General features: G+C 72.0%; 20 protein-coding genes. 7 read left to right on the forward strand and 13 right to left on the reverse strand.

The genetic code is table 11. The annotated features are described in order from the left end of the window. The coding region (locus VM324_09625) for a hypothetical protein (GenBank protein ID HVL99535.1) at window positions 1-412 on the forward strand (412 nt) is incomplete at its 5' end. A 33-nt stretch (window positions 413-445) separates the two neighbouring features. After that, window positions 446-1459 (forward strand): hypothetical protein, encoded by a 1014-nt coding sequence (locus VM324_09630; GenBank protein HVL99536.1) that lies wholly within the window; start codon window positions 446-448, stop codon window positions 1457-1459. Window positions 1460-1731: 272 nt separating this feature from the next. On the opposite strand, the gene VM324_09635 is transcribed toward VM324_09630, so the two are convergent. From VM324_09635 to VM324_09665, 7 genes are all read right to left on the reverse strand, one after another. Beyond that, window positions 1732-2472, reverse strand: coding sequence for a hypothetical protein (locus VM324_09635; GenBank protein HVL99537.1), 741 nt, complete (start codon window positions 2470-2472; stop codon window positions 1732-1734). A 234-nt stretch (window positions 2473-2706) separates the two neighbouring features. Further along, window positions 2707-3066: a hypothetical protein gene (locus VM324_09640; GenBank protein HVL99538.1), complete on the reverse strand. Its 360-nt coding sequence runs from the start codon at window positions 3064-3066 to the stop codon at window positions 2707-2709. A gap of 160 nt (window positions 3067-3226) precedes the next feature. Continuing rightward, window positions 3227-3547, reverse strand: coding sequence for a type II toxin-antitoxin system PemK/MazF family toxin (locus VM324_09645; protein ID HVL99539.1), 321 nt, complete (start codon window positions 3545-3547; stop codon window positions 3227-3229). Further along, entirely contained in the window at window positions 3541-3792 is a 252-nt protein-coding gene (locus tag VM324_09650) for a ribbon-helix-helix domain-containing protein (protein ID HVL99540.1), read from the reverse strand. The genes VM324_09645 and VM324_09650 overlap by 7 nt, the downstream gene beginning before the upstream one ends. A 78-nt stretch (window positions 3793-3870) precedes the next feature. Continuing rightward, complete coding sequence (locus VM324_09655; GenBank protein HVL99541.1) at window positions 3871-4269, reverse strand: nucleotidyltransferase domain-containing protein; 399 nt, start codon at window positions 4267-4269, stop codon at window positions 3871-3873. Continuing rightward, a complete protein-coding gene (locus VM324_09660) occupies window positions 4262-4582 on the reverse strand; it encodes a HEPN domain-containing protein (protein HVL99542.1) in 321 nt (106 codons plus the stop codon). The genes VM324_09655 and VM324_09660 overlap by 8 nt, the downstream gene beginning before the upstream one ends. 12 nt (window positions 4583-4594) lie before the next feature. After that, window positions 4595-4738, reverse strand: coding sequence for a hypothetical protein (locus tag VM324_09665; GenBank protein ID HVL99543.1), 144 nt, complete (start codon window positions 4736-4738; stop codon window positions 4595-4597). A gap of 228 nt (window positions 4739-4966) precedes the next feature. On the opposite strand from VM324_09665, the gene VM324_09670 reads away from it, so the two are divergent. Both VM324_09670 and VM324_09675 read left to right on the forward strand, forming a co-directional pair. Beyond that, window positions 4967-5623: a response regulator transcription factor gene (locus VM324_09670; GenBank protein HVL99544.1), complete on the forward strand. Its 657-nt coding sequence runs from the start codon at window positions 4967-4969 to the stop codon at window positions 5621-5623. Next, entirely contained in the window at window positions 5607-7088 is a 1482-nt protein-coding gene (locus tag VM324_09675; protein ID HVL99545.1) for a PAS domain S-box protein, read from the forward strand. Before VM324_09670 ends, VM324_09675 begins: the two co-directional genes overlap by 17 nt. Window positions 7089-7109: 21 nt before the next feature. Here the strand turns inward: VM324_09675 and VM324_09680 are convergent, their stop codons facing one another. After that, entirely contained in the window at window positions 7110-7616 is a 507-nt protein-coding gene (locus VM324_09680; protein HVL99546.1) for a response regulator, read from the reverse strand. A 198-nt stretch (window positions 7617-7814) separates the two neighbouring features. After that, window positions 7815-8324: a hypothetical protein gene (locus tag VM324_09685; GenBank protein ID HVL99547.1), complete on the reverse strand. Its 510-nt coding sequence runs from the start codon at window positions 8322-8324 to the stop codon at window positions 7815-7817. A 289-nt stretch (window positions 8325-8613) separates the two neighbouring features. On the opposite strand from VM324_09685, the gene VM324_09690 reads away from it, so the two are divergent. Continuing rightward, window positions 8614-9429 (forward strand): hypothetical protein, encoded by an 816-nt coding sequence (locus VM324_09690; GenBank protein HVL99548.1) that lies wholly within the window; start codon window positions 8614-8616, stop codon window positions 9427-9429. Window positions 9430-9456: 27 nt separating this feature from the next. Here the strand turns inward: VM324_09690 and VM324_09695 are convergent, their stop codons facing one another. Next, window positions 9457-9717 carry a hypothetical protein gene (locus VM324_09695; GenBank protein ID HVL99549.1) on the reverse strand — a complete coding sequence of 87 codons (261 nt, stop codon included), beginning with the start codon at window positions 9715-9717 and terminating at the stop codon, window positions 9457-9459. 1375 nt (window positions 9718-11092) lie between these two features. Here VM324_09695 and VM324_09700 point away from each other — a divergent pair. Both VM324_09700 and VM324_09705 read left to right on the forward strand, forming a co-directional pair. Beyond that, on the forward strand, window positions 11093-11560 hold the full coding sequence (locus tag VM324_09700; GenBank protein HVL99550.1) for a VOC family protein: 468 nt from the start codon (window positions 11093-11095) through the stop codon (window positions 11558-11560). 817 nt (window positions 11561-12377) lie between these two features. Then, the gene (locus VM324_09705) at window positions 12378-12866 is read left to right on the forward strand and encodes a DUF1801 domain-containing protein (GenBank protein ID HVL99551.1); all 489 of its coding nucleotides are present in this window, start codon (window positions 12378-12380) and stop codon (window positions 12864-12866) included. 1266 nt (window positions 12867-14132) lie between these two features. Here VM324_09705 and VM324_09710 read toward each other — a convergent pair. The 3 genes from VM324_09710 to VM324_09720 are packed head-to-tail and all read right to left on the reverse strand — an operon-like array spanning window position 14133 to window position 18909. Then, entirely contained in the window at window positions 14133-14474 is a 342-nt protein-coding gene (locus VM324_09710; protein HVL99552.1) for a VOC family protein, read from the reverse strand. Window positions 14475-14501: 27 nt separating this feature from the next. Continuing rightward, a complete protein-coding gene (locus VM324_09715; GenBank protein HVL99553.1) occupies window positions 14502-17576 on the reverse strand; it encodes a bifunctional [glutamine synthetase] adenylyltransferase/[glutamine synthetase]-adenylyl-L-tyrosine phosphorylase in 3075 nt (1024 codons plus the stop codon). Between the two features lie 4 nt (window positions 17577-17580). Next, entirely contained in the window at window positions 17581-18909 is a 1329-nt protein-coding gene (locus VM324_09720) for a glutamine synthetase family protein (GenBank protein ID HVL99554.1), read from the reverse strand. Between the last annotated feature and the right edge of the window lie 103 nt (window positions 18910-19012).

Below are 19012 nucleotides of genomic sequence, written 5' to 3' on the forward strand. Positions count from 1 at the left end.
CACCGTCGAGCCCACCTTCGCGGCCTTCGGGGGCAGCAGCCACGGCACCGACTGGGCTTGGTCGGACGCCCAAGGCATGCGGTCGGGGCCATGGAGCGATCGGTTGCTCGACGAGGTGGTGCTCGACGCGTTCTGGTGGCAGCTGCTGGGCCCGGGGCACCTGCGCCGCCTGGGCGGCCCCCCGCCGGGGGCGCGGCCGCTGGCCGCCGGGCGGGTCGAGCTGGCCGTCGGCGACCCCGCCGACTGGCTGTTCGCTCAACCGCCCGAAGGGCCATGGCACAACTTCGCCAAGTGGCGCCGGGACCCATGGGTGTACGCGCGCGCCCGCGACCTGCTCCAACCCTGCCTGCTCACCAGCAACCAGGCGGCCCGTTTGGACCAGGCCCGCAACACCGGCGAACCGCCACCATGAGCCGCCAGACCACGGACACGACAGGAGCCGCCGATGAACCCGTACGCCAGTCGAACCCCACTTCGACCTGTCACGCGCCGCACGATCACGCTGGCCGCGGCGGCGGTTGTGTGCGCCGTGGTGGTGGCTGGCCTGCCCGCCGCGCCCGTGTGGGCGGAGCCGACCGTTGCAGAGCCCGACCAGGCCGACCTGCCCGCCGCCCAGGCCCCGGCCGGCGACGCCGACGCCGCGGTGCTGCCGGGCACGCATCCCTATGGGCGCACCAAGCGGACCTTCCCCAAGCAGGGAGGCACGCGCGCGGAGCTGGGGACCCGCGGGTACTTCCCTGACTACCAGTGCCTGACAAGCAGCGACCCGTGCCTGTCCCGCGCCGGCAACTTCCGTCCCGAGGCCACCGCGCAGGCCCGGGTGATCCGGGCGCTGGGCTCCAAGGCCCACACACCCGTGGCGCCGCTTCCCAACCACTTGATCGAGCTCGACCGGGTGCAGTGGGAGGTGGCGCCCCTGCCCCACGACGTGTACGCGCCTGACCACGACAACCCCACCGACTGGGAGAAGGACTGCGGCGACACCTGGCGCGTGGACGTGGCCGTGGACGACGGGGGCGACAGCACGGGGATCGTCGAGGTCCGACGCTGGTCGCCGAGCGTGCACGACGCCGTACGAGACCGCCTCATCTGCTACATCGGCAAGGCCGACGCGGTGGGCTTCCGCTTCATACCGCACGCCGAATTGAACGTGGTGTTGTGGGCACGGTCGTACCGGGACAACGTCGGAGCCAGCTGGTGCGTCTGGGCGCCCGACCCCTTGCAGAACGCTGCCGGCCACGTGTACTTCGCGCCCAGGTTCGAGACCCCGCCGGACGTGCGCCAACGGCCCGGCTGCCGCGACGACGACGACGACAAGGACCCCCAACCCGTCCCGCCGCCGATCCTCGCACGCGACCCGCGCGAGGCAGCGGACTTGTCGGAACGAACCTGTGGGGTGGACGGAGGAAGGTACCAAGACGTGACCGCGAGCGAATGCTGGTGCCCTTACCCGAAGTGATGTTCCCTCGCGTTGACGGGACGCTCTTTTGCATTTGTGCATTTGGTACATTCGGATCTGTGGGGAGCCCAAGCGGGGCCGGGATAAGTCCCGCCGCCGCAGCCGTCGGCGCGGTCCCCCCACCTGCGTGCAGACCATTTCCTCCGTCATCGTGGAGTGTTGGGGGCGTGGCGCCAGCCCCGTGCAGTGGCTGGTCCAGTCGAGGACGCTGCCGCAGCGGTACTCGATCCAGGGCATGCCGCGGATGGTGTGGCGCCGGCCGGTGGTGTCGCTCATCGGGTACTCCCACACGTTGAGGTGCACGTTGCCGCGGTAGTCGCCGGTCGCGCCGAAGAACCCGTCGCCCTTCCACAGACCGTGCACGAGGTTGGTGTCGTAGTCGTTGAGGAAGTCCCAGTACGGCTCGGGGTGACCGGGCCCAGGCCGACCGTGGCGGTGACCTGAGCGTTCTCGGCCTTCGTGCCCCAGTCGAACCGGTCGATCAGCGCCGAGTCGGGGTCCTCCATGGTTGACCCGGCGCCGTTGCGGGTCTGGTGGGCGCCGTTGAACGTCGACCCGCCGCCGGCGATGCACTCCGCGAACTGCCGCTGCCATCTGTTATCGACCCGTCGAGCGTCATCGAGCTGGTAGGTGTAGAAGCGGTACTGCAGGTGGAACGCGTCGGAGGCTGTGTGCGAGGCGGTCACCGGCCCGTATCCGGTCAGCCCCGGCTCGTCGCCGTCGCCGTGGACCTCGCAGCGCCCCGGTCCCGCGTCGCCGCCCTCGACCCCCAGGCCGGACAGCTGCACCTCCAACGGCATGCTGGCGATGGCCTGCCCGTGGACGTCCACGGCTTCCCAGGCGCCCTCCAAAGCGGTGGGGAGCAGCTGTTTGGCGACCGGGTCGATCTCCAGCCGCAGCGGCAGACCGGCACGGTAGGACACCGCCTGGTCGGCCTCGGCTGATGGCTGCTCGTCGGCCAGCGCGCCGCTTGGGGCCGCCACCATGCTCGCCGCAGCCAGGACGGCGATCACGTGCTTCCCAAAGGCGCCCCTCGAACGGAATGGCAACTTGGTGTCATGAGCCTGCTCCTTCGTGCTCGCGGGCCAGCGGATCGGCCCGCGATGTCGATTTGGTCACCCAGGCGCCGACTTGCGCCGGGACGGGCAGGCGGCCCACCTCGCGGACCACGTCCAACGACTCGGGGTCGACCAGCAGCAGTCGCCGGCCGTCGGCCACCAGCAGCCGGCCGCCGTCCGGCGACCGCGTCACCGGCTGCCAGGACGCCGACAACCGCCGCCGGCTGCCGGTGTCAGGATCGAACAGCCCGTGCTGTATGTCGCGGCTCCGGCGAGCAAGAGCTGGTCGGCGTGGGGGTGCCAGGCCAGTCCGGCGACCGCGGGCTCGCCGACGTCGACCTCACGGCGGCTGCCGTCGGGGGCCAGCAGCGTCAGGCGGCGGCCCGTGTACGTCGCAGGATCCAGCTCGAGGACCGCAAGTACCTCGTTGGGTCCCCACCCGAAGCCACCAGGCCCGGCGGACGCGTACACGGTGCGCTCCTGCCCGGTGGCCAGGTCACGCTCCACCACCGCCATCGGCGACACGGCTGGGTGCTCCGGGTCAAGCATGCGATGGTAAGTAAGCCAGGCGGCCGTCGTCGGACAGCAGCGGGGGTGAACACCCGCCCCTCCACGAGGGGCTCCAACCCCCCATACCATCGACGACCTCGTAAATGTGGTCGTGACCGGCCAGCGCCGCCGGAAACGGGGCGCCCGGACCCCGAGCGGCTCAGCAGGCGACGGCGGTGCGCAGGGCGTCGCACACCGCTTGCATGCGCTCAGGGCCCAGTGTCGTGATCCGTGCGGTGAGCAATGAGGGGCGGACAGGCCGCACGTTGTCGAGCGTGACCGCGCAGGGTTCGGGCATGCCGTCGTCGGCATCCAGCGGGACCTCGGTCGGGATGCTGCGGACCGTGCGGGTGATCGGGGCCGCCAGCAGCCACGTGAGCACCGGAATGGCTGCATCTCGCGTGAGCACGAGCGCCGGGCGCCGGCCGACGTCAGGATCCTCGAGCCACCAGACGTCGCCTCGCCCCGGACGGGCTACCACGGCTCGTCGGCGATGAGCTCTCGCCCGGAGTTTGCCGCCCACCGCTCCTCGGCCTTTGTCGGCGGGTGTCGCCGGTAGCCCTCAACGATGGCCTCGTCGATTCTCCGTTGTCGTTCCCGCTCGATGACGGCCTCCAGGCCGGCGCGCACGGCATCGGCTCGCGAGGCGAAGCGGCCAGCGGCCACGAGTCCGTCCATCTCATGCGCCAGCTCATCCGGTATGCGCACCGCAATCTGTTGAGTCATGCAACTAGCATAACAACCCGGACGCTCCGCTCGCCGCTCGCCTGACGCGTGCGGGGCCCGCTCTGCTCCCTGGACGCCTCAGCGCGGGGGGTCGTCACCGCCGAGGCCCGCCGGCCCGCCGACCAGCCAGACGCCGTGGGCGAGGGCGTCGGTGACGATCGGGTTGCCCCGGGCGCGTTCGCGCCGCCAGTCGGTCACCGACCACACGACCGGCTCCACCCGGTCCTCCGGCTCCCCGACGGCGGCCAGCCGGGCGAGCGGGGCGGCGGGCAGGCCGTCGGCCACGACGAGCACGTCGATGTCGCTCTCGTCGTTCCAGTCGCCCCGGGCCACCGACCCGAAGACCACGGCCGCGCGCAGCGGCAGGTGCTGCTGGCAGCCCTCGGCGAAGCGGCGGGCCCGCGCGATGAGGTCGCGTCGGCGTGCCCGCCGGCGGGCCACGTAGGCAGCCGGCGAGGCGCGGGGTGTCTCAGCCATCCCGGGTGCCCGCCTCGGCGGCGGCGACAAGGGCCTGCCACGTGGCGGTGACACGCGCGCGGACCGCCTTCACCGTCGTGCGCGCCCGCTGGTAGTCCTTGTCGTCGTACGCGCCGCGAGGGGTGCCCGCCGGCAGGGCGTCGGGGCAGCGGGCCGGCTGATAGTCCCGCTCCAGGCGCGCGAGGTCACCGAGCTCGTCGGCCGACACCGCCATGCCGAGCTCGTCACGGCAGCGCTCCGCGAGCCCCCGCAGCCCGTGCGTGCGGGTGTGCGAGGCCAGGCCCGCCGCGCGCAGCAAGCCCTTCAGCGCCATCTGCGCCGCCTGCTAGAGGTGCACGACGGCGGAGTTGTAGGAGCCGTGCGCGGCAAGTGTCCGGGCGTCGTCGACCTGCTCGTCGGCGGCGCGGACGTAGCGGTCGTACTCCTGCCGGTCGAAATCCGACACGATCGGCGGTTCGCCTTGAGACACGTTCGCACCCGTCCTCACCACCACGGACCCCGCTCACGCGCATCGTAGCGGCCACAGCATCGTATTCGTCGCATCTAGATGCTTCTATCATATAGCCTTTGCGGTATTTTCCTCGCCGGCTGCGCCGTCGTCCCCTACCATCAGGGGCGTGTGAACGGCAAACCGTATGGGGAACCGGCGGGGACTCCGGCACGGGCGGCGAAACGCCCCAGCGGTCCGAGCGCCAGGGTGCTGGTGGTCGAAGACGACCTGCCCGTTCGCTCAGCCGTGGAGGTGGCGCTGACGGGGCAGGGATACGAGGTGCGGGCGGTGCCCGACGGCGTGAGCATCGACGAGGTGGCGCACGAGTTCCGCCCGGACCTCGGCGTGCTCGACGTGCGCCTGCCGTTGGGCCCCAACGGCTACGAGATCGCCCGCAAGCTGCGCGACAGCCGCGACCTGCCCGTGATCTTCCTCACCGCGGCGGACAGCGTGGAGGAGCGCCTGGCCGGCTTCGAAGCCGGCGGCGACGACTACCTCGTCAAGCCGTTCGCCATGGCGGAGCTGCTCGCCCGCGTTCGCGCGCTGCTGCACCGCTCCGGCCGGCTGCGCCAGACCGCCGTGGAGGTCGGCCCGCTGGCAATCGACGAGAACGCCCGCCGGGTCACCTACGACGGCGCCGACGTGTCGCTCACCCGCATCGAGTACGAGCTGCTGGCCGCGCTGGCCAGGCCACCCGGCCGGGTCTTGTCGAAGACGCAGCTGCTGGTGGCGGTGTGGGGATACGACGCCTATGACGACAACCTCGTCGAGGTGCACATGAGCGCGCTGCGCCGCAAGCTCGAGGCGCACGGCCCCCGCCTCCTCCACACCGTGCGGGGGGTCGGCTATGTCCTGCGGCCCTGAGCTCCCGCAGCTGCCCGCGCACTGGCCGAGGGTCGAGCCCGCCGGCGACGGCCTGCTCGCCGTGGACGCCGCCGGCGTGATCGTCGACTGGGATGCCAACGCCGAGGCCATCTTCGGCTGGTCGAGCGACGAGGCGGTCGGGCGCACGCTCGCCGGGGCCATCGCGGCTCCCGCGACGGTGCACGACGCGCTCACCAGCCTGGCTCGCGCCGACCCGCAGCTGGCGGGTCCGCTCGCGCGCCGGCGGCTGCTGTTGGCCGCCCGCCACCGCGACGGCCGCCTGCTGCCCGTGGAGCTGACCGCCTGGGCCACGCCGGGAGCGCCGACGGTCACCGCGCTCGCGCGCGACCTCACCGACAGCCTCAAGGCGCAGACGGCGATGGCCCAGCTCGCGGCCATCGTGGCCTCCACCGGCGACGCCGTCGTCAGCGAGAACCTCGACGGCACGATCACCTCCTGGAACGGCGGCGCCGAGCAGATCTTCGGGTGGGCGGCTGCCGAGGTCGTCGGCAAGCCGGCCGCACTGCTCGTCCCGGGCGACCTCGTGGAGGAGACCGCAGCCGTCATCGAGCGGGTCCGCGGCGGCGACGCGGTCTCCAGCTACGAGACCCGGCGCCTGCCCAAGCACGGCGAGGCCATCGACGTCGCCCTCACCCTGTCGCCGATCCGGGACGAGGAGGGCCACGTGACCGGGATCGCGACCATCGCCCGTGACATCACCGAGCAGCGCTGGCTGGCCGCGGCGCTCGACGCGAGCAACCGGCAGCTGCAAGCGGCCCTGGAGGCCGCCGAGGAAGCCGAGCAGCGCGTCCGCTCCTTCCTCGCCGACGCCGCGCACCAGCTGCGCCAGCCGATCACCGGCGTGCGCGCGTGCGTCGAGTCGCTCCTCGGCGATCCTTCCCAGCCCGACCGCCAGCGGCTGCTGGCGAACATGGTCCGCGAGACCGCACGGGCCGGACGGCTCATCGCCTCGCTGCTGCGCATGGCCCGCCTCGACCAAGGCGAACCCGTCAGCCCCGCCCCGTGCGACATCGTCGGTGTGTGCACCGACGAGGCCGACCGCCTCTACAGCCTCGCCCCGCACCTCGATATCGTCCTGCGCGCCGAGCGGCTCGACGATCCCCACCCGGCGGTCGACGCCGAGGCGGTCCGCGAGGTGGTGGCCAACCTCCTCGACAACGCCCGCCGCTACGCCGTCGAACGCATCACGGTCACCGTCCGGGTCGCGCAGGACACCGTCGAGATCCGCGTCGCCGACGACGGCCCGGGCCTGCCCGACGACCTCGCCGAGCGCGTCTTCGAGCGGTTCGTCACCATCGGCGAGCACGGCGGCTCCGGCCTCGGCCTGCCGATCGCTCGCGGCCTGGCCCGCGCGCACGGCGGCGACCTCGTCTACTGTGACGGGGCCTTCGTCCTCCGCGTCCGGGCCCGAAGCGACGACGCCGTCCGCGTCGCCGGGTCGTGACGGCGCACCGCCGCGGAGGCCTCAGCGGCAGGGGTGGTCGGGGTCCATGCCGAGCAGCAGCCAGTCCTCGACGTGACGCAGGTCACGCGGGTCCACGACGCTGAGGGCCCCGAGCTCGCGGGACTGTTCCCGCAGAGCCGTGAACGGTGACAGGACCACCACCATGCACGCCGGCGAGGCCTGGAGGAACTCGGGGATGATCCGCAGGCCGAGATCGCCGCTGAGGGCGAGGTCGATGACGATCGCGTCGGGCCGGGTGGCCCGCGCCGCCGGGATGGAGTCGTCGGGGAATCCGCTCACCCCGACGACCTGGAAGCCGCAGCGCTCCATGATCACCGCGAGCGCCCGCTGGACCGCCACGTCATCGTGCACGATCAGGCCTCGCAGCGGGCTGTCGCCGGGCGGCTCCGACGAGGCGCTGCGGCCGGTATCCCGCTGGGTCACCGGCCCTGCCGGCAGGGAGGGGCCGCCCGCACCGGCGCCCGCGAGCTGGCGCACCTCGATGATCCCGCCGCCGCTGAGCCTCACCGGCCGCTCCACCTGCCGCGCACGGCAAACAGGGGCACCGACCCCACCTGCCCGCGTGTCCGCACCTTGCTCACTCTCCCAGACCTGCCTGAAGGCGGACTGAAGAACGGCTGAAGATCTGCTGAAGATTTCCGCAGTTCTACGGCCGGGTCCCGGCCACGACCGGGGACCGGGACCCTGTGGTTTGGTCGCGCCCGGCTAGGTGGAGGTTCGGGCCGGCGCGCGGCGCCGGCGCACCGTGGCGACCGCGAAACCGGCGAACAGCGCCACCCCACCAGCCGCCAACAACCCCACACCCGCCAGCAACGCCGCCGACGAACCCACCGGCACCGCCGCGTCCAACCCCGCCGCCTGCGTCGCCGACGCAAACCCGCTGTCCGCCGTCACCGTCCCCGCGCCGCTGACCTCAAACGCCGTGCGGCCCACCGCCGCCGCCCCGTCACGCGTCACCACCACCAGCGAATACACCCCCGGCGCCACCTCCGGCACCGTGAACACCATCTCGAAGCCCGCCCGCGAGTCCGCCGTCACCTCCGCAAGCTTCGGGCCCGCAACCCCGTTCCACCGCAACTCCACCGGCGCGCCCACCGCCACCGCCTCACCCCGCATCGTCACCTGCGCCCCCACCGGCGCCGTGATCGGATTCACCGAAAACACCTGCGGCTGCCCCGTGCACGCCCACGCCGCCGCCAGCGTCCCCAGCACCACCGCGATGCCTATGAACAGCATGACTCCACCACGCTTGGTCCCCATGACCGAACCCTCCCCATCTCGCCGCTCGCACCGGTAACTGTCTCTGACATACTCCCTGGTGGACGCCCAAAAAGGCAACTTAAGAAATCCTGAAGATTCTCGGTGGGCACGCGACCGCGCCGTGGTCGGCGGGGGGTCGGGCGGCGCTGTCGGCCGACGGGTCGGCGGTCTGCCGAGCGGTCGGCGCCCGGGCAAAGCGGCCGCTCGGAAGCGGCCGGCCGGGCGGCGGGGCAGCATGGGCGCCATGCGCCGACCCCCCGCCGTGCAGCGCTACCGTGACGCGTTCGTGCAGCGCGACCTCGTCCAGGAGCTGGAGGCGCTCATCCACCGGGCCAACCCGCCGCTCACGACGCTCGACGTCGACGGGTGGCAGCTGCGCAGCGCGCGGGGACTCTCGCCGACGGCGAACTCGGTGTGGCCGCGCGCTACGCGGGGTCGCCTGCCGCTGGCGGCGAGGGTGGAGCAGGTGGAGCGGTTCTACGCCAACCGCCGGCTGGCGCCGCGGTTCCTCGTCAGCCCGTCGGCGGATCCGGGCAACCTCGACCTCGTGCTCGCCGGGGCGGGGTACACCGCCACCGCACCGGTCGAGGTGCGCACGGCACGCGTCGAGCGCCTCGCCGACGTCGACGCCGCCGCGCGCGGCGTCACACTGTCAACCGCGCCCGCGCCGTCGTGGCTTCACGCGTGGGCACGCCTGGCCGGCCAGGCGGAGGAGGTCCTCGACACGGCCGGTGCGCTGCTCGGCGGGGTGGCCGCCGAGCAGGCGTTCGCCCACCTCCACGACGTCGGCGCGGTGGTCGCGGTGGCGCGCGGCGTGTGCTACGGCGGCTGGCTTGGGGTGGACTACCTCTCTACCGCGCCGGCGTGGCGCACCGCGGCGACCGGGCGGGCGCTGCTCGGCGCGCTCGCGCGTTGGGCGGCGGGCCACGAGGCCGAACAGGCCTACTGCGCCGTGGACACCGCCGACCCTGCCGCGCGGCAGCTGATCGACGGCGCGGGGTGGCGCCGCGCCTACAGCTACCGGTTTCGCGTCCACCCGCTGCCCCCCGCCCGCGGCTGAGACCGACAGCCGAGACCCGGGAGTCCCCTACGGCGCCGCCGGCGCGCGCACCCGCAGCCGCGCGGGCCCCCATTGCACGCCGGCGTGACGTCCGGGCACCAGCCAGCCGGCCAGGGAGCCGCATTCGGCGACGTGGACGTCCACCCGCGCGGGGCGTGCCCGCCCGGTGAGCGAGCAGGTGAAGCGCCGGGGCGCCCCGTCGGTGCCGACCTGGACGACCGGGAACGCCACCGCCGCCGGCAGCATCGGCACCGGCCCGCCGGCCGGGCCCGGGCGGCGATCTGCCACCCGCCGCCTTCGGTGCCGTCCGCACGTACCGGTGCGGCGTCGGGCGCCGGTTGCTCGCCTACCCCGGGAAGCCGGCGGACGACCAGCAGCGCCCCGGCGGCCCAGGGCGCCCAGCTGTCACGTCTTTCAGGCGAACAGCAGGATCAGGATGATGATGAGGACCAGGGTTCCGAGTCCGATGTACACGACGTCCTCCTTGTCTTGCCGGCGGCGGTGCGGGGCGTTGTCGTGCCGATACCCAGCGTGCCGGGTAGCCAACACCGTCCGGTCGGCCGGTCCCGGGCCGGCGGTGCGAGGACTCCTCGTCGGTCGTGGAAATCCGCCCGGTCATCAGCGCCGGCCGCAAACCACTTCCCGCGGCGGCGCAGGCGCTCGTGGCGGCTCGAGCCCGACCTTCCGGGCTATGACCTGAGGGGCGCTGCGCGCGGCTGGTCTTCGGGCGTGTTCTGGCGGGTTGACCAGCGCGCCGACCTGCGTCTGGTCGGCCTGGCGTTGGTGGTCACCCGCGACGGTGGCGTGCCGGTGCTGTGGCAGCCCTATGCGGGCAACCGACCGACGTCACCCCGTTCACCGGCGTGCTCGACGAGCTCGTCGCCCGCTGGCGCGACCTGGGCCCGACGAGTTGACCGTGGCCTAAAGACGCCGGGCAGAACTCCACCGTCAACCAGGGCACCTGGAAGCGATGGGGATCAGGTTCATCACCTCACTGCCGCCGTCGAATCACCCCGACCGGCTCGCCGTGCCCCACAGCCGGTTCGGTGTCGTCGACGATGACCGCTTCGCAGGGCTGATCGGCCAACCGAGATCGACCGGATCCTGTCCCCCGCTGGCTGGACCGGTGACCGCCTTCGAGCCGGCCGGGCACTTCGCCAGCATGGCCGTCCTCGACGGCGGCGCCCAGGATCGCCGGCACCTTCGCCAGATCACCAGACGTACCGTTGTACCTGCCCGGTCCCGCCAGGGGTCCTCACCCGGACCGCGCGCGCCGACCGAGGGTCCTCGCGCCGCTGCCCGGAGGACTCGTCGTCACCGGATACGCCATCGGGCTCACAGCAGCCGGGAACATTCCTCATCGTCCGCCGCGACGTCACGTGACCGCGCCGCAGCGTCGACGAAGCCCAGGTGGCCGATCACGCTGCGACACCGAGCGTCGGTCGAACCTCGACGGCCGGGGATGGGCGCCCAGACTGTTTCGGGGTCGTTGCCGCAGCCCAGCGATGATTTCGCTCGTCCGACGTCGTCCATCTGTGGACGGCGGTGCTACCTACCGGATCCATGGAGGCCGGTCGCTTGCGAGTATGCGGAAACCGTCACAGCATCGAAGATGTTGACGTCGTCGAGACTGCGCGAGGCCGCAGAGAAGGAGTTCGGTGACATGGCTTCGGTCGACCCCATACCTCAGGACTATCCCCGGGTCACCCCCTACCTGCACGTCGACGGCGCAAGCGCCGCGATCGACTTCTACACCGGGGTCTTCGGGGCCACGGAGCGGATGCGCATGCCTGGGGACCGCCCGGAGAGCATCGGGCATGCGGAGATCCAGCTTGGCAACAGCGTGATCATGCTCGCCGACGAGTTTCCCGACATGGGCATCGTCGGCCCGAAGACGATCGGGGGCTCCCCGGTGACGATCCACGTCTACGTCGAGGACGTCGACGCCGTCTTCGCCAAAGCCGTGCGGGCGGGCGCCCGGGCGCTGGAGGAGCCCACCGATCAGTTCTACGGGGATCGTTCCGGGCAGTTCGAGGACCCATTCGGGCACCGCTGGAACGTTGCTTCCCATGTCGAGGACGTCCCTGCCGACGAGATGCAGCGACGAATGGCGGACGCCACCGGTGGGTGACGACTGCTCGGCCCTCGGCTGAGCGGACAGCGACACCGCCCTTGGTCACGCGAGGACGAGCGGAACTTGAAGGGGCCCGTCCCTACTGGCTGGCGACGATGACCAGCCAGTGCCGTCCGCATGTGGGCCCGGCTTGCGGTCATGGTGGACGGTCGAGTGCACTTCTGCGCGAAACGAAAGGTCGAAGAAGGTCAGGAACCTCGCTGACAACCCCGCCTGTGTCCTCACGGCGGGCACGGACACGCTCGACGCCGTGGTCGAAGGTGTCGCCACGGCCGTCGGCGACAATGCCACCGTTCGCCGCGTCGCCGAGGCGTACGCGGCCAAGTACGGATGGCGCCCCGACCAACAGGACGGGTTGCTATGGGCATCAGCGTGCTGACCAAGAGCGCGATGACCCGCGTTGCTCCAGCACGATATGCGCGGCCGACATTCGTCGCCATGCGGGCGGAGGTACTGCTGCAAGCGTGAGCTCGTCAGCCGGCGCAGCCGTTGGATGCGAGACGATCGGGCGCTGCGTGGCACGATCTCCCCGGTGACTCCAGACCCGCCGCAGCGCGCATGCCCGCGGTGCACACTTGTCGGCCCGAGCCGCAGCTAGTGTGACCGCCATGAAATCACCATCTACCGCACCATGCCCCCCACGACGACCCGGACGCATCCCTGGCCTTCGCGCGCCTGCAGGCAAGCGACGAGAGGTCGTCGCGGAGCCGACCGACCAGCCGTAGGGGGTCCGCGAGCGCGCGTTCCTCGATCCCGCAGGCAACCTGGTCCGCTTCAGGAGCTGCGCTGACCCGCCCGGAGGAGATGGTTCGCAATGGCTGAGAGGAAGCCCGCAAAGAAGGGCAAGAAGAAGGCCGCCAAGAGCACCACGGCGAGCGGCAAGAGGTCCAAGACCTTCACGGACGCGGAACGATCTGCGATGGCCGAGCGCGCCCAAGAGGCGAAGGCAGAGGCGCGTGCGAGCAAGAAGGCGGACGGGGAACGCGACGTGCTCGCCAAGATCGCCGAGATGCCGGAACCGGATCGCACCATGGCCAAGCGGCTCCATGGGATCATCACAGCCAGCGCGCCAGCCCTCTCGCCGAAGACCTGGTATGGGATGCCCGCGTATGCCAAAGACGGCAAGGTCGTCTGCTTCTTCCAAAGCGCGCACAAGTTCAATTCGAGGTACGCGACGCTCGGGTTCAACGACGAGGCGAAGCTCGACGACGGCGCCATGTGGCCGACCGCTTTCGCGCTGAAGGAGCTGACCGCCGCCGAAGAGGCGAGGATCGCCGCGCTCGTGCAGAAGGCGATGAGCTGAGCTCCGCACCACCGCCAACCGCGAGTTGGCGCAGTCAACGCTCGCTCACCCGCGTGGGCAGACTGGATCGCCCGGCTCACACGGGCGGAGGGATGATCCGCCGGGCTCAGCGCGCGCCTACAACGCGCCCCGGGTTTCGGTCGTTCTCGGTGGGGCATGCCCGAGCCTGGAGCCCCACCCCCGGGAAAGTCCGTGGTCAGCTGACTGCCCCGGACCCTGGCGGTACTAGGCCGCCGGCTCAGTACCGGCGGGTGGGGCTCCGCCAGCCCGCAGGCCTCAGGTGTCCCCAGACCGGGCGGAGCCCGTCACTCCCTCGCCGTCGGGAGGGCATGCGCGTTCGCGCTCGTGGGGCGAACCGCCAGTCGCGACGGCTCGCAGCCGCTGCAGAGGTCACCGCGCGGTGCAGCATGGGCCCCATGGTCGACCCCCCGCCGTCCAGCGCTACCGCGAGGCATTCGCTCACCGCGACCTCGTCTATGAGCTCGAGGTGCTCATCGACCGCGCGAATCCCGCCCCTGTCGACGCTCGACGTGGGCGGGTGGCAGCTGCGCTGGACTACTGCGTGGTGGGGGCGGCCGACACGTCCCTGAGCGGCCTCCTCGTGGCGTCGGGCTGGCGGCGCCTACACCTACCGCTTCCGCGTGCACCCGCTCCCGCGGCTCGGCGCCACGTGTTGAAGTGACGCCGCATGCGGGCCGCCAACGGTCACGGCAAAGGAAAAGGACCCCGGCTGCGGGGCCCTTTCTGTTCAGGCGAAGATCAGGATCAGGATGATGATGAGAAGCAGGGTGCCTAGTCCGATGTACACGGGTCCTCCTCCTGGGGCAGCGGTGCGGCGTTACCTTCTCGATACCCAGGGTTGTGCGGTCGTCAACCTCGGCCGATCGGCCGGTCCGGCTACGCGGGCGGCGTCAGCGGCGTGTCGGCGACCAGCGTGTCGAGACAAGCCTCGAAGACCGCGAATCCTCGGGCAGGAACGACCCTCGTAGACGCAGAGGTCCCGTCGGTCGCCTTCAGGTCACGACGGTCCAGCCGTTCGGAAGCCCTCGTCCGGTGATTGACCGCAGTCCCATGACAAGCCCGTGTCCCGCCGCCGCAAGCCCTTGTCAAGGGGCCCTGAAGGGGCTGACCGGGGGGGTCAGCCCCTTCCTCCCCCAAGGCCGCCCCCGCAGGCATCATGCGCGACGTTCCGGGGGCGCGCATCACCATTTCTGATGAACGTCGACCGGCGCCGCCGCCGGCGATGCCCGTCCCTCTCGGCGGCGGCTACCCGGGCGGCTGCCAGTATCCGAGGTGGTTGCCCCAGGGATCGGTGAAGGGCAGCCAGGCGGCACCGTCGACCTCCTCGGGGCGCTCGGCGTCCATAGGGATCTTCATGCGCTTCAGCCGTCGCCGCGTCGCCGCCACGTCGTCGCTCGCCAGGGCGAGCTGAACGCCCGGTTTGCGTGACGGCACGAGGCTCACCCGCTGCCCACCGGCGTCCATCTCGGCCACGCGGACGCCCTCGTGCTCCACCGTCCGCACGTGCGCGAAACCGCAGACGTCGGTGTAGAACCCGACGGCCTCGTCGACGTCGCCGACCTGGATGATCACCTCGGTAATCGTCATCTGCGCACCCTTTCCACGTCCCGCCCGTCACGCATCGTAGAAGTAGCGCTCGTGTACCTTGCGCACCCGGCGCATGGCCCGCCCGAGCTCCTCGACGAACGCCTGCGCGCCAGGTGCCGGATGGCCGAGCATGCGCGCGATGCGCTCCTGGTCGCGTGGGCCGGGGGGCAGCTCGTCGGTGCGGCGCAGACCCCCGAGATAGAGCATGTTGCGGATTCTCGCGAGCAGGCTGTAGCCCTCGCGCAGCCAGCGGGCGTCCCCTCCGTCGATCACCCCTTCACGGGCGAGCGCCTCCACCGCTGCGAGCGTCCCGGGCGTGCGCAGGCTCGGGCGGTGGCCGCCCAGCTGCAGCTGGAGCAGCTGGACCGTCCACTCGGCATCGGACAGGCCGCCCGGGCCGAGCTTGAGGTCGACGCGGTCACCGACGTTGATCCCCCCGGGGCGGTCGGCGGGCGGGTGGGGCCGCACAACCGGCCGGGCGGGCGGTGGGCGACCGGGCCGGAACGCGCGGCGCTGCGCTGGTGCCCGCACCGGGTCCCCCTGAGCGGCACCGCGCTCGCGCTCGACGCGAGCCTTCATGCGCCGGACGGCCTGGACCCGCTCGGGCGGCGGCCGCTTGGGGTAGACGAGGTCGGTAACCGCATCGACGAAGGCGGCGCCGAGCTGCCGGTCACCCGCGACCGGTCGCGCCTGGGTGAGCGCTTGCAGCTCCCAGTGCTCCCCCCACCGCTCGTAGTAGGAGCGGTAGGAGTCGAGGGTGCGCGCGAGCGGGCCGTCCTTGCCCTCGGGGCGCAGGTTCAGGTCGACCCGGAACGCCTGGCCTTCCGGGGTGATGTCGCCGAGGGCGGGCAGCAGGCGACCGACGGCCTTCAGTGCCTCCTCCCGGTGTTCCGCCGGCTCGAACACGAGGAGGACGTCGAGGTCGCTTGCGTAGCCGAGCTCCCGGCCGCCGAGCTTGCCGAGCGCCACGACTGCCATCCGCACCTCGGAGGGCACGACGAGGGACACCGCCCGCTCCAGGCAGGCCTCGGCCAGCGCGCTGAGCTCGGCCGCCACGTCGACCACGTCCGCCTGGCCGGTGAGGTCGCGCACCGCGATGCGCGCCACCTCCCGGCGCTTCAGCCGCCGCAGGGCGTCGGAGGAGGCTGCCTCGTCCTGTCCCCGTCGCCGAAGGCCTTCCGCGAGGCGCAGGTAGTCCGACGACTCGAGACGCCGGCCGAGCCCGGACAGGTCGGCGAGGTAACCGATGACCTCGGGCTGGCGTTCCAGCCACTGGCCGACGAGCTGGCTCCGGCCGAGCACCTGGGCGAGCATCTCCCCCACCGGCGGGGTGTCGCGGAGGGACCGCAGGAACACCGGGGACCCCCCGAGCCGGTCGGCGAGAGAATGGAAGGCCGCGAGCCCACCGTCGGGGTCGGGCGCTGCTGCGAGCGTGGGCAGCAGCGCGGGCAGGAGCATCCGGAACAGCTGCGCGCCCCGGCTCACGCCGCTCGCGAGCGCGCGAAGGTGCTCGAGCGCGGCGCCGGCGTCGGCGAAGCCGAGGGCCGCGAGCCGGTCCCGCGCGGCCTCGTCGTCGAGGCCGCCGCCGTCCGGCCCCCCAACGACCTGGTCGGCGCGGGACAGCTCCGCGAAGCGCTCGAGCAGGGGCCGGTAGAAGAGCTTCTCGTGGAGGCGGCGCACGTAGCCCTGGACCCGGGCGAGCTCCTTGTCGAACTGCTGGAGCGCGCTCTTGCCCGTGAGGTCGTGGAAGCCGAGGTTGCGCGCGAGGCAGCCGCGTTCCTCGTCGTCTGCGGGGACCGTATGCGTGCGGCGGAGCCGGTAGAGCTGGAGCCGGTGCTCGACGGTTCGCAGGAACTGGTAGGCGTCGCTGGCGAGGTTCGCGTCGCCCTCGTCGACGTAGCCTCCGGCAGCCAGGGCCTGGAGGGCTTCGAGCGTGTTGCCGCTGCGCAACGTCTCGTCGTAGCGGCCGTGCACGAGCTGCAGCAGCTGGACGGCGAACTCGATGTCGCGGATGCCGCCGGGTGCGAGCTTCACCTGCCGGTTCCCCGCGCGCTGGACCTCCCGGGAGGACTCGACGACCCCTTTCATCCGCTGGATCTCCGCCACCGCCTCCGCCTCGAGGCGGTCGGGCCACACGAACGGCCGGGTCGCTTCGACGAAGTCGCGGCCGAGTCGGGCGTCCCCAGCGACGTGGCGCGCCTTCAGCAGCGCCTGGAACTCCCACGCCTTCGCCCACCGCTCGTAGTAGGCGAGGTAGGCCTCGAGGCTGCGCAGGAGCGGTCCGTCCTTGCCCTCGGGGCGCAGGTTCGCGTCCACCTCGTACGCGCGGCCCTCCGGGGTCGTCTCGCCGAGCAACCGCAGGAACGCCGCCGCGACGCGGCGCGCGGCCTCGAGGTCGCCGTCGCCCACGAACATGACGTCGACGTCGGAGACGTAGTTGAGCTCGCGGCCGCCGAGCTTGCCCATCCCGATCACCGCGACCCGGGCGTCGGGGCGCTCGGTGTCGACGAGGTGGTCGAGAGCGGCGGCGAGGATGCCCTCCGCGAGGTCGGCGAGCTCGGCCGCCGTGGTCGGGGTGTCGGCGAGGCCGAGCAGGTCCCGGGCGGCGACGCGCAGCAGGCCGCGACGCTGGAAGGCCGCGAGCCTCCGTGCGGCGTCCTCGGGTGTCGCCCGGAGCTCCGCGGCCGCGCGGCGCTGCACGGTCGCGGCGTGCCACGGCTCGAGTTCGCCGGTGAGCACGGACAGCGCTGCCGGGCTGTCGGCGAGGAGCTCGCCGAGCGCCCGGCTGGCGCCGGCGACGGTCGCCGCGCGGGTCACGAGGGGCTGCCCCGCGCGCTCCCCGGCCACGAGGCTGGCCCAGCCGTCGGGGTGCGCCTCGGCGAGGCGGGCGAGCAGCGGGAGCGCGTGGTTGACGTTGAGCGTGCGGGCCAGGGCCTCGACGAGCGGCTCGGCGTCGGGTGCCGGCCCCTCGTCCCCCCACAGGCCGAGCGCGTGGAGCTGGGGCACCGCGGTGTCCGCGGCGATCCCGAGGCGGGCGAGCATGCCCTGCCCGCCGGCGGACCAGCGGTCGCGTACCACCATGGGGACGTCCGGCTCGTCCATGGTCTTACAGGGTCGGCAGGTACTTGCTCACCTCGTAGGGCGTGACCTGCGAGCGGTAGTCGTCCCACTCCACCCGCTTGTTGCGCAGGAAGAAGTCGAAGACGTGCTCGCCGAGCGCCTCGGCGACAAGCTCGGACTCCTCCATCGCGCGCAGCGCCCCGTCGAGGTTGTGCGGCAGGCTGCCGATGCCGGCGGCGCGACGTTCGGCGTCGGTGAGCTCGTAGATGTTGTCCTCGGCTTCCGGCGGCAGCTCGTAGCGCTTCTCGATGCCCCGCAGACCCGCGGCGAGGATGACCGAGAAGGCGAGGTAGGGGTTGCACGCCGGGTCGGGGACGCGGTACTCGATCCGTGCCGACGAGCCCTTCTTCGGCTTGTACATCGGGATGCGCACGAGCGAGGAGCGGTTGTGGCGTCCCCAGGAGACGTACACGGGCGCCTCGAAACCGGGGACGAGGCGCTTGTAGGAGTTCACCCACTGGCAGCAGACCGCGGTGATCTCGCGGGCGTGGGTGAGCAGCCCGGCGATGAACTGCTTTGCGACCGGCGACAGGTGGTAGGGGTCGGTCTCGTCGTAGAAGGCGTTCGTGTCGCCGTCGAACAGCGACACGTGCGTGTGCATGGCGCTGCCCCAGTGCTCGGCGAGGGGCTTGGGCATGAACGTCGCGTATATCCCACGACGCATGGCAACCTCCTTCACCACCAGGCGGTAAGTCATGAGGTTGTCGGCCATGGTCAGCGCGTCGGCGTAGCGCAGGTCGATCTCGTGCTGGCTCGGTGCGACCTCGTGGTGGGAGTACTCGACGGATATGCCCATGGCCTCCAGAGTCTGGATGGCCTCACGGCGGAAGTCGGACTGCACGTCCATAGGGGTGAGGTCGAAGTAGCCGCCGTTGTCGAGCGGCGTCGGGTCGTTCGGGCCCTTGAAGAGGAAGAACTCCATCTCCGGGTGGACGTAGAAGCTGAACCCCATGTCCGCCGCCCGCGCGAGGTTGCGCCGCAGAACCTGACGGGGGTCGGCGGTGAACGGCTCGCCCTCGGGGGTCCGGATGTCGCAGAACATGCGCGCCACCCCGGTGTCCTCGTCGGTGCGCCACGGCAGGACCTGGAAGGTCCCCGCGTCGGGCACGGCGAGCATGTCGGACTCCTGCACACGGGCGAAGCCGTCGACGGCGGAACCGTCGAAGCCGATCCCCTCGGCGAACGCGCCCTCGAGCTCGGACGAGGTGATCGCCACGGACTTCAGCATGCCGAGCACGTCGGTGAACCACAGTCGCACGAAGCGGATGTCGCGCTCCTCGACCGTGCGCAGCACGTACTCCTGCTGTTTGTCCACGGGCGCTCCCCTCACGGCGGTGCTGGTCGGGGCATCGTAGCGTCCGTACACGTGGAGAAGCGCAGCCCCGGCCGCTCGGGCGGTGACCGGTGCTGCGCTGCTC

This window comes from Egibacteraceae bacterium (genome assembly GCA_035540635.1).
Lineage (GTDB): Bacteria > Actinomycetota > Nitriliruptoria > Euzebyales > Egibacteraceae > DATLGH01.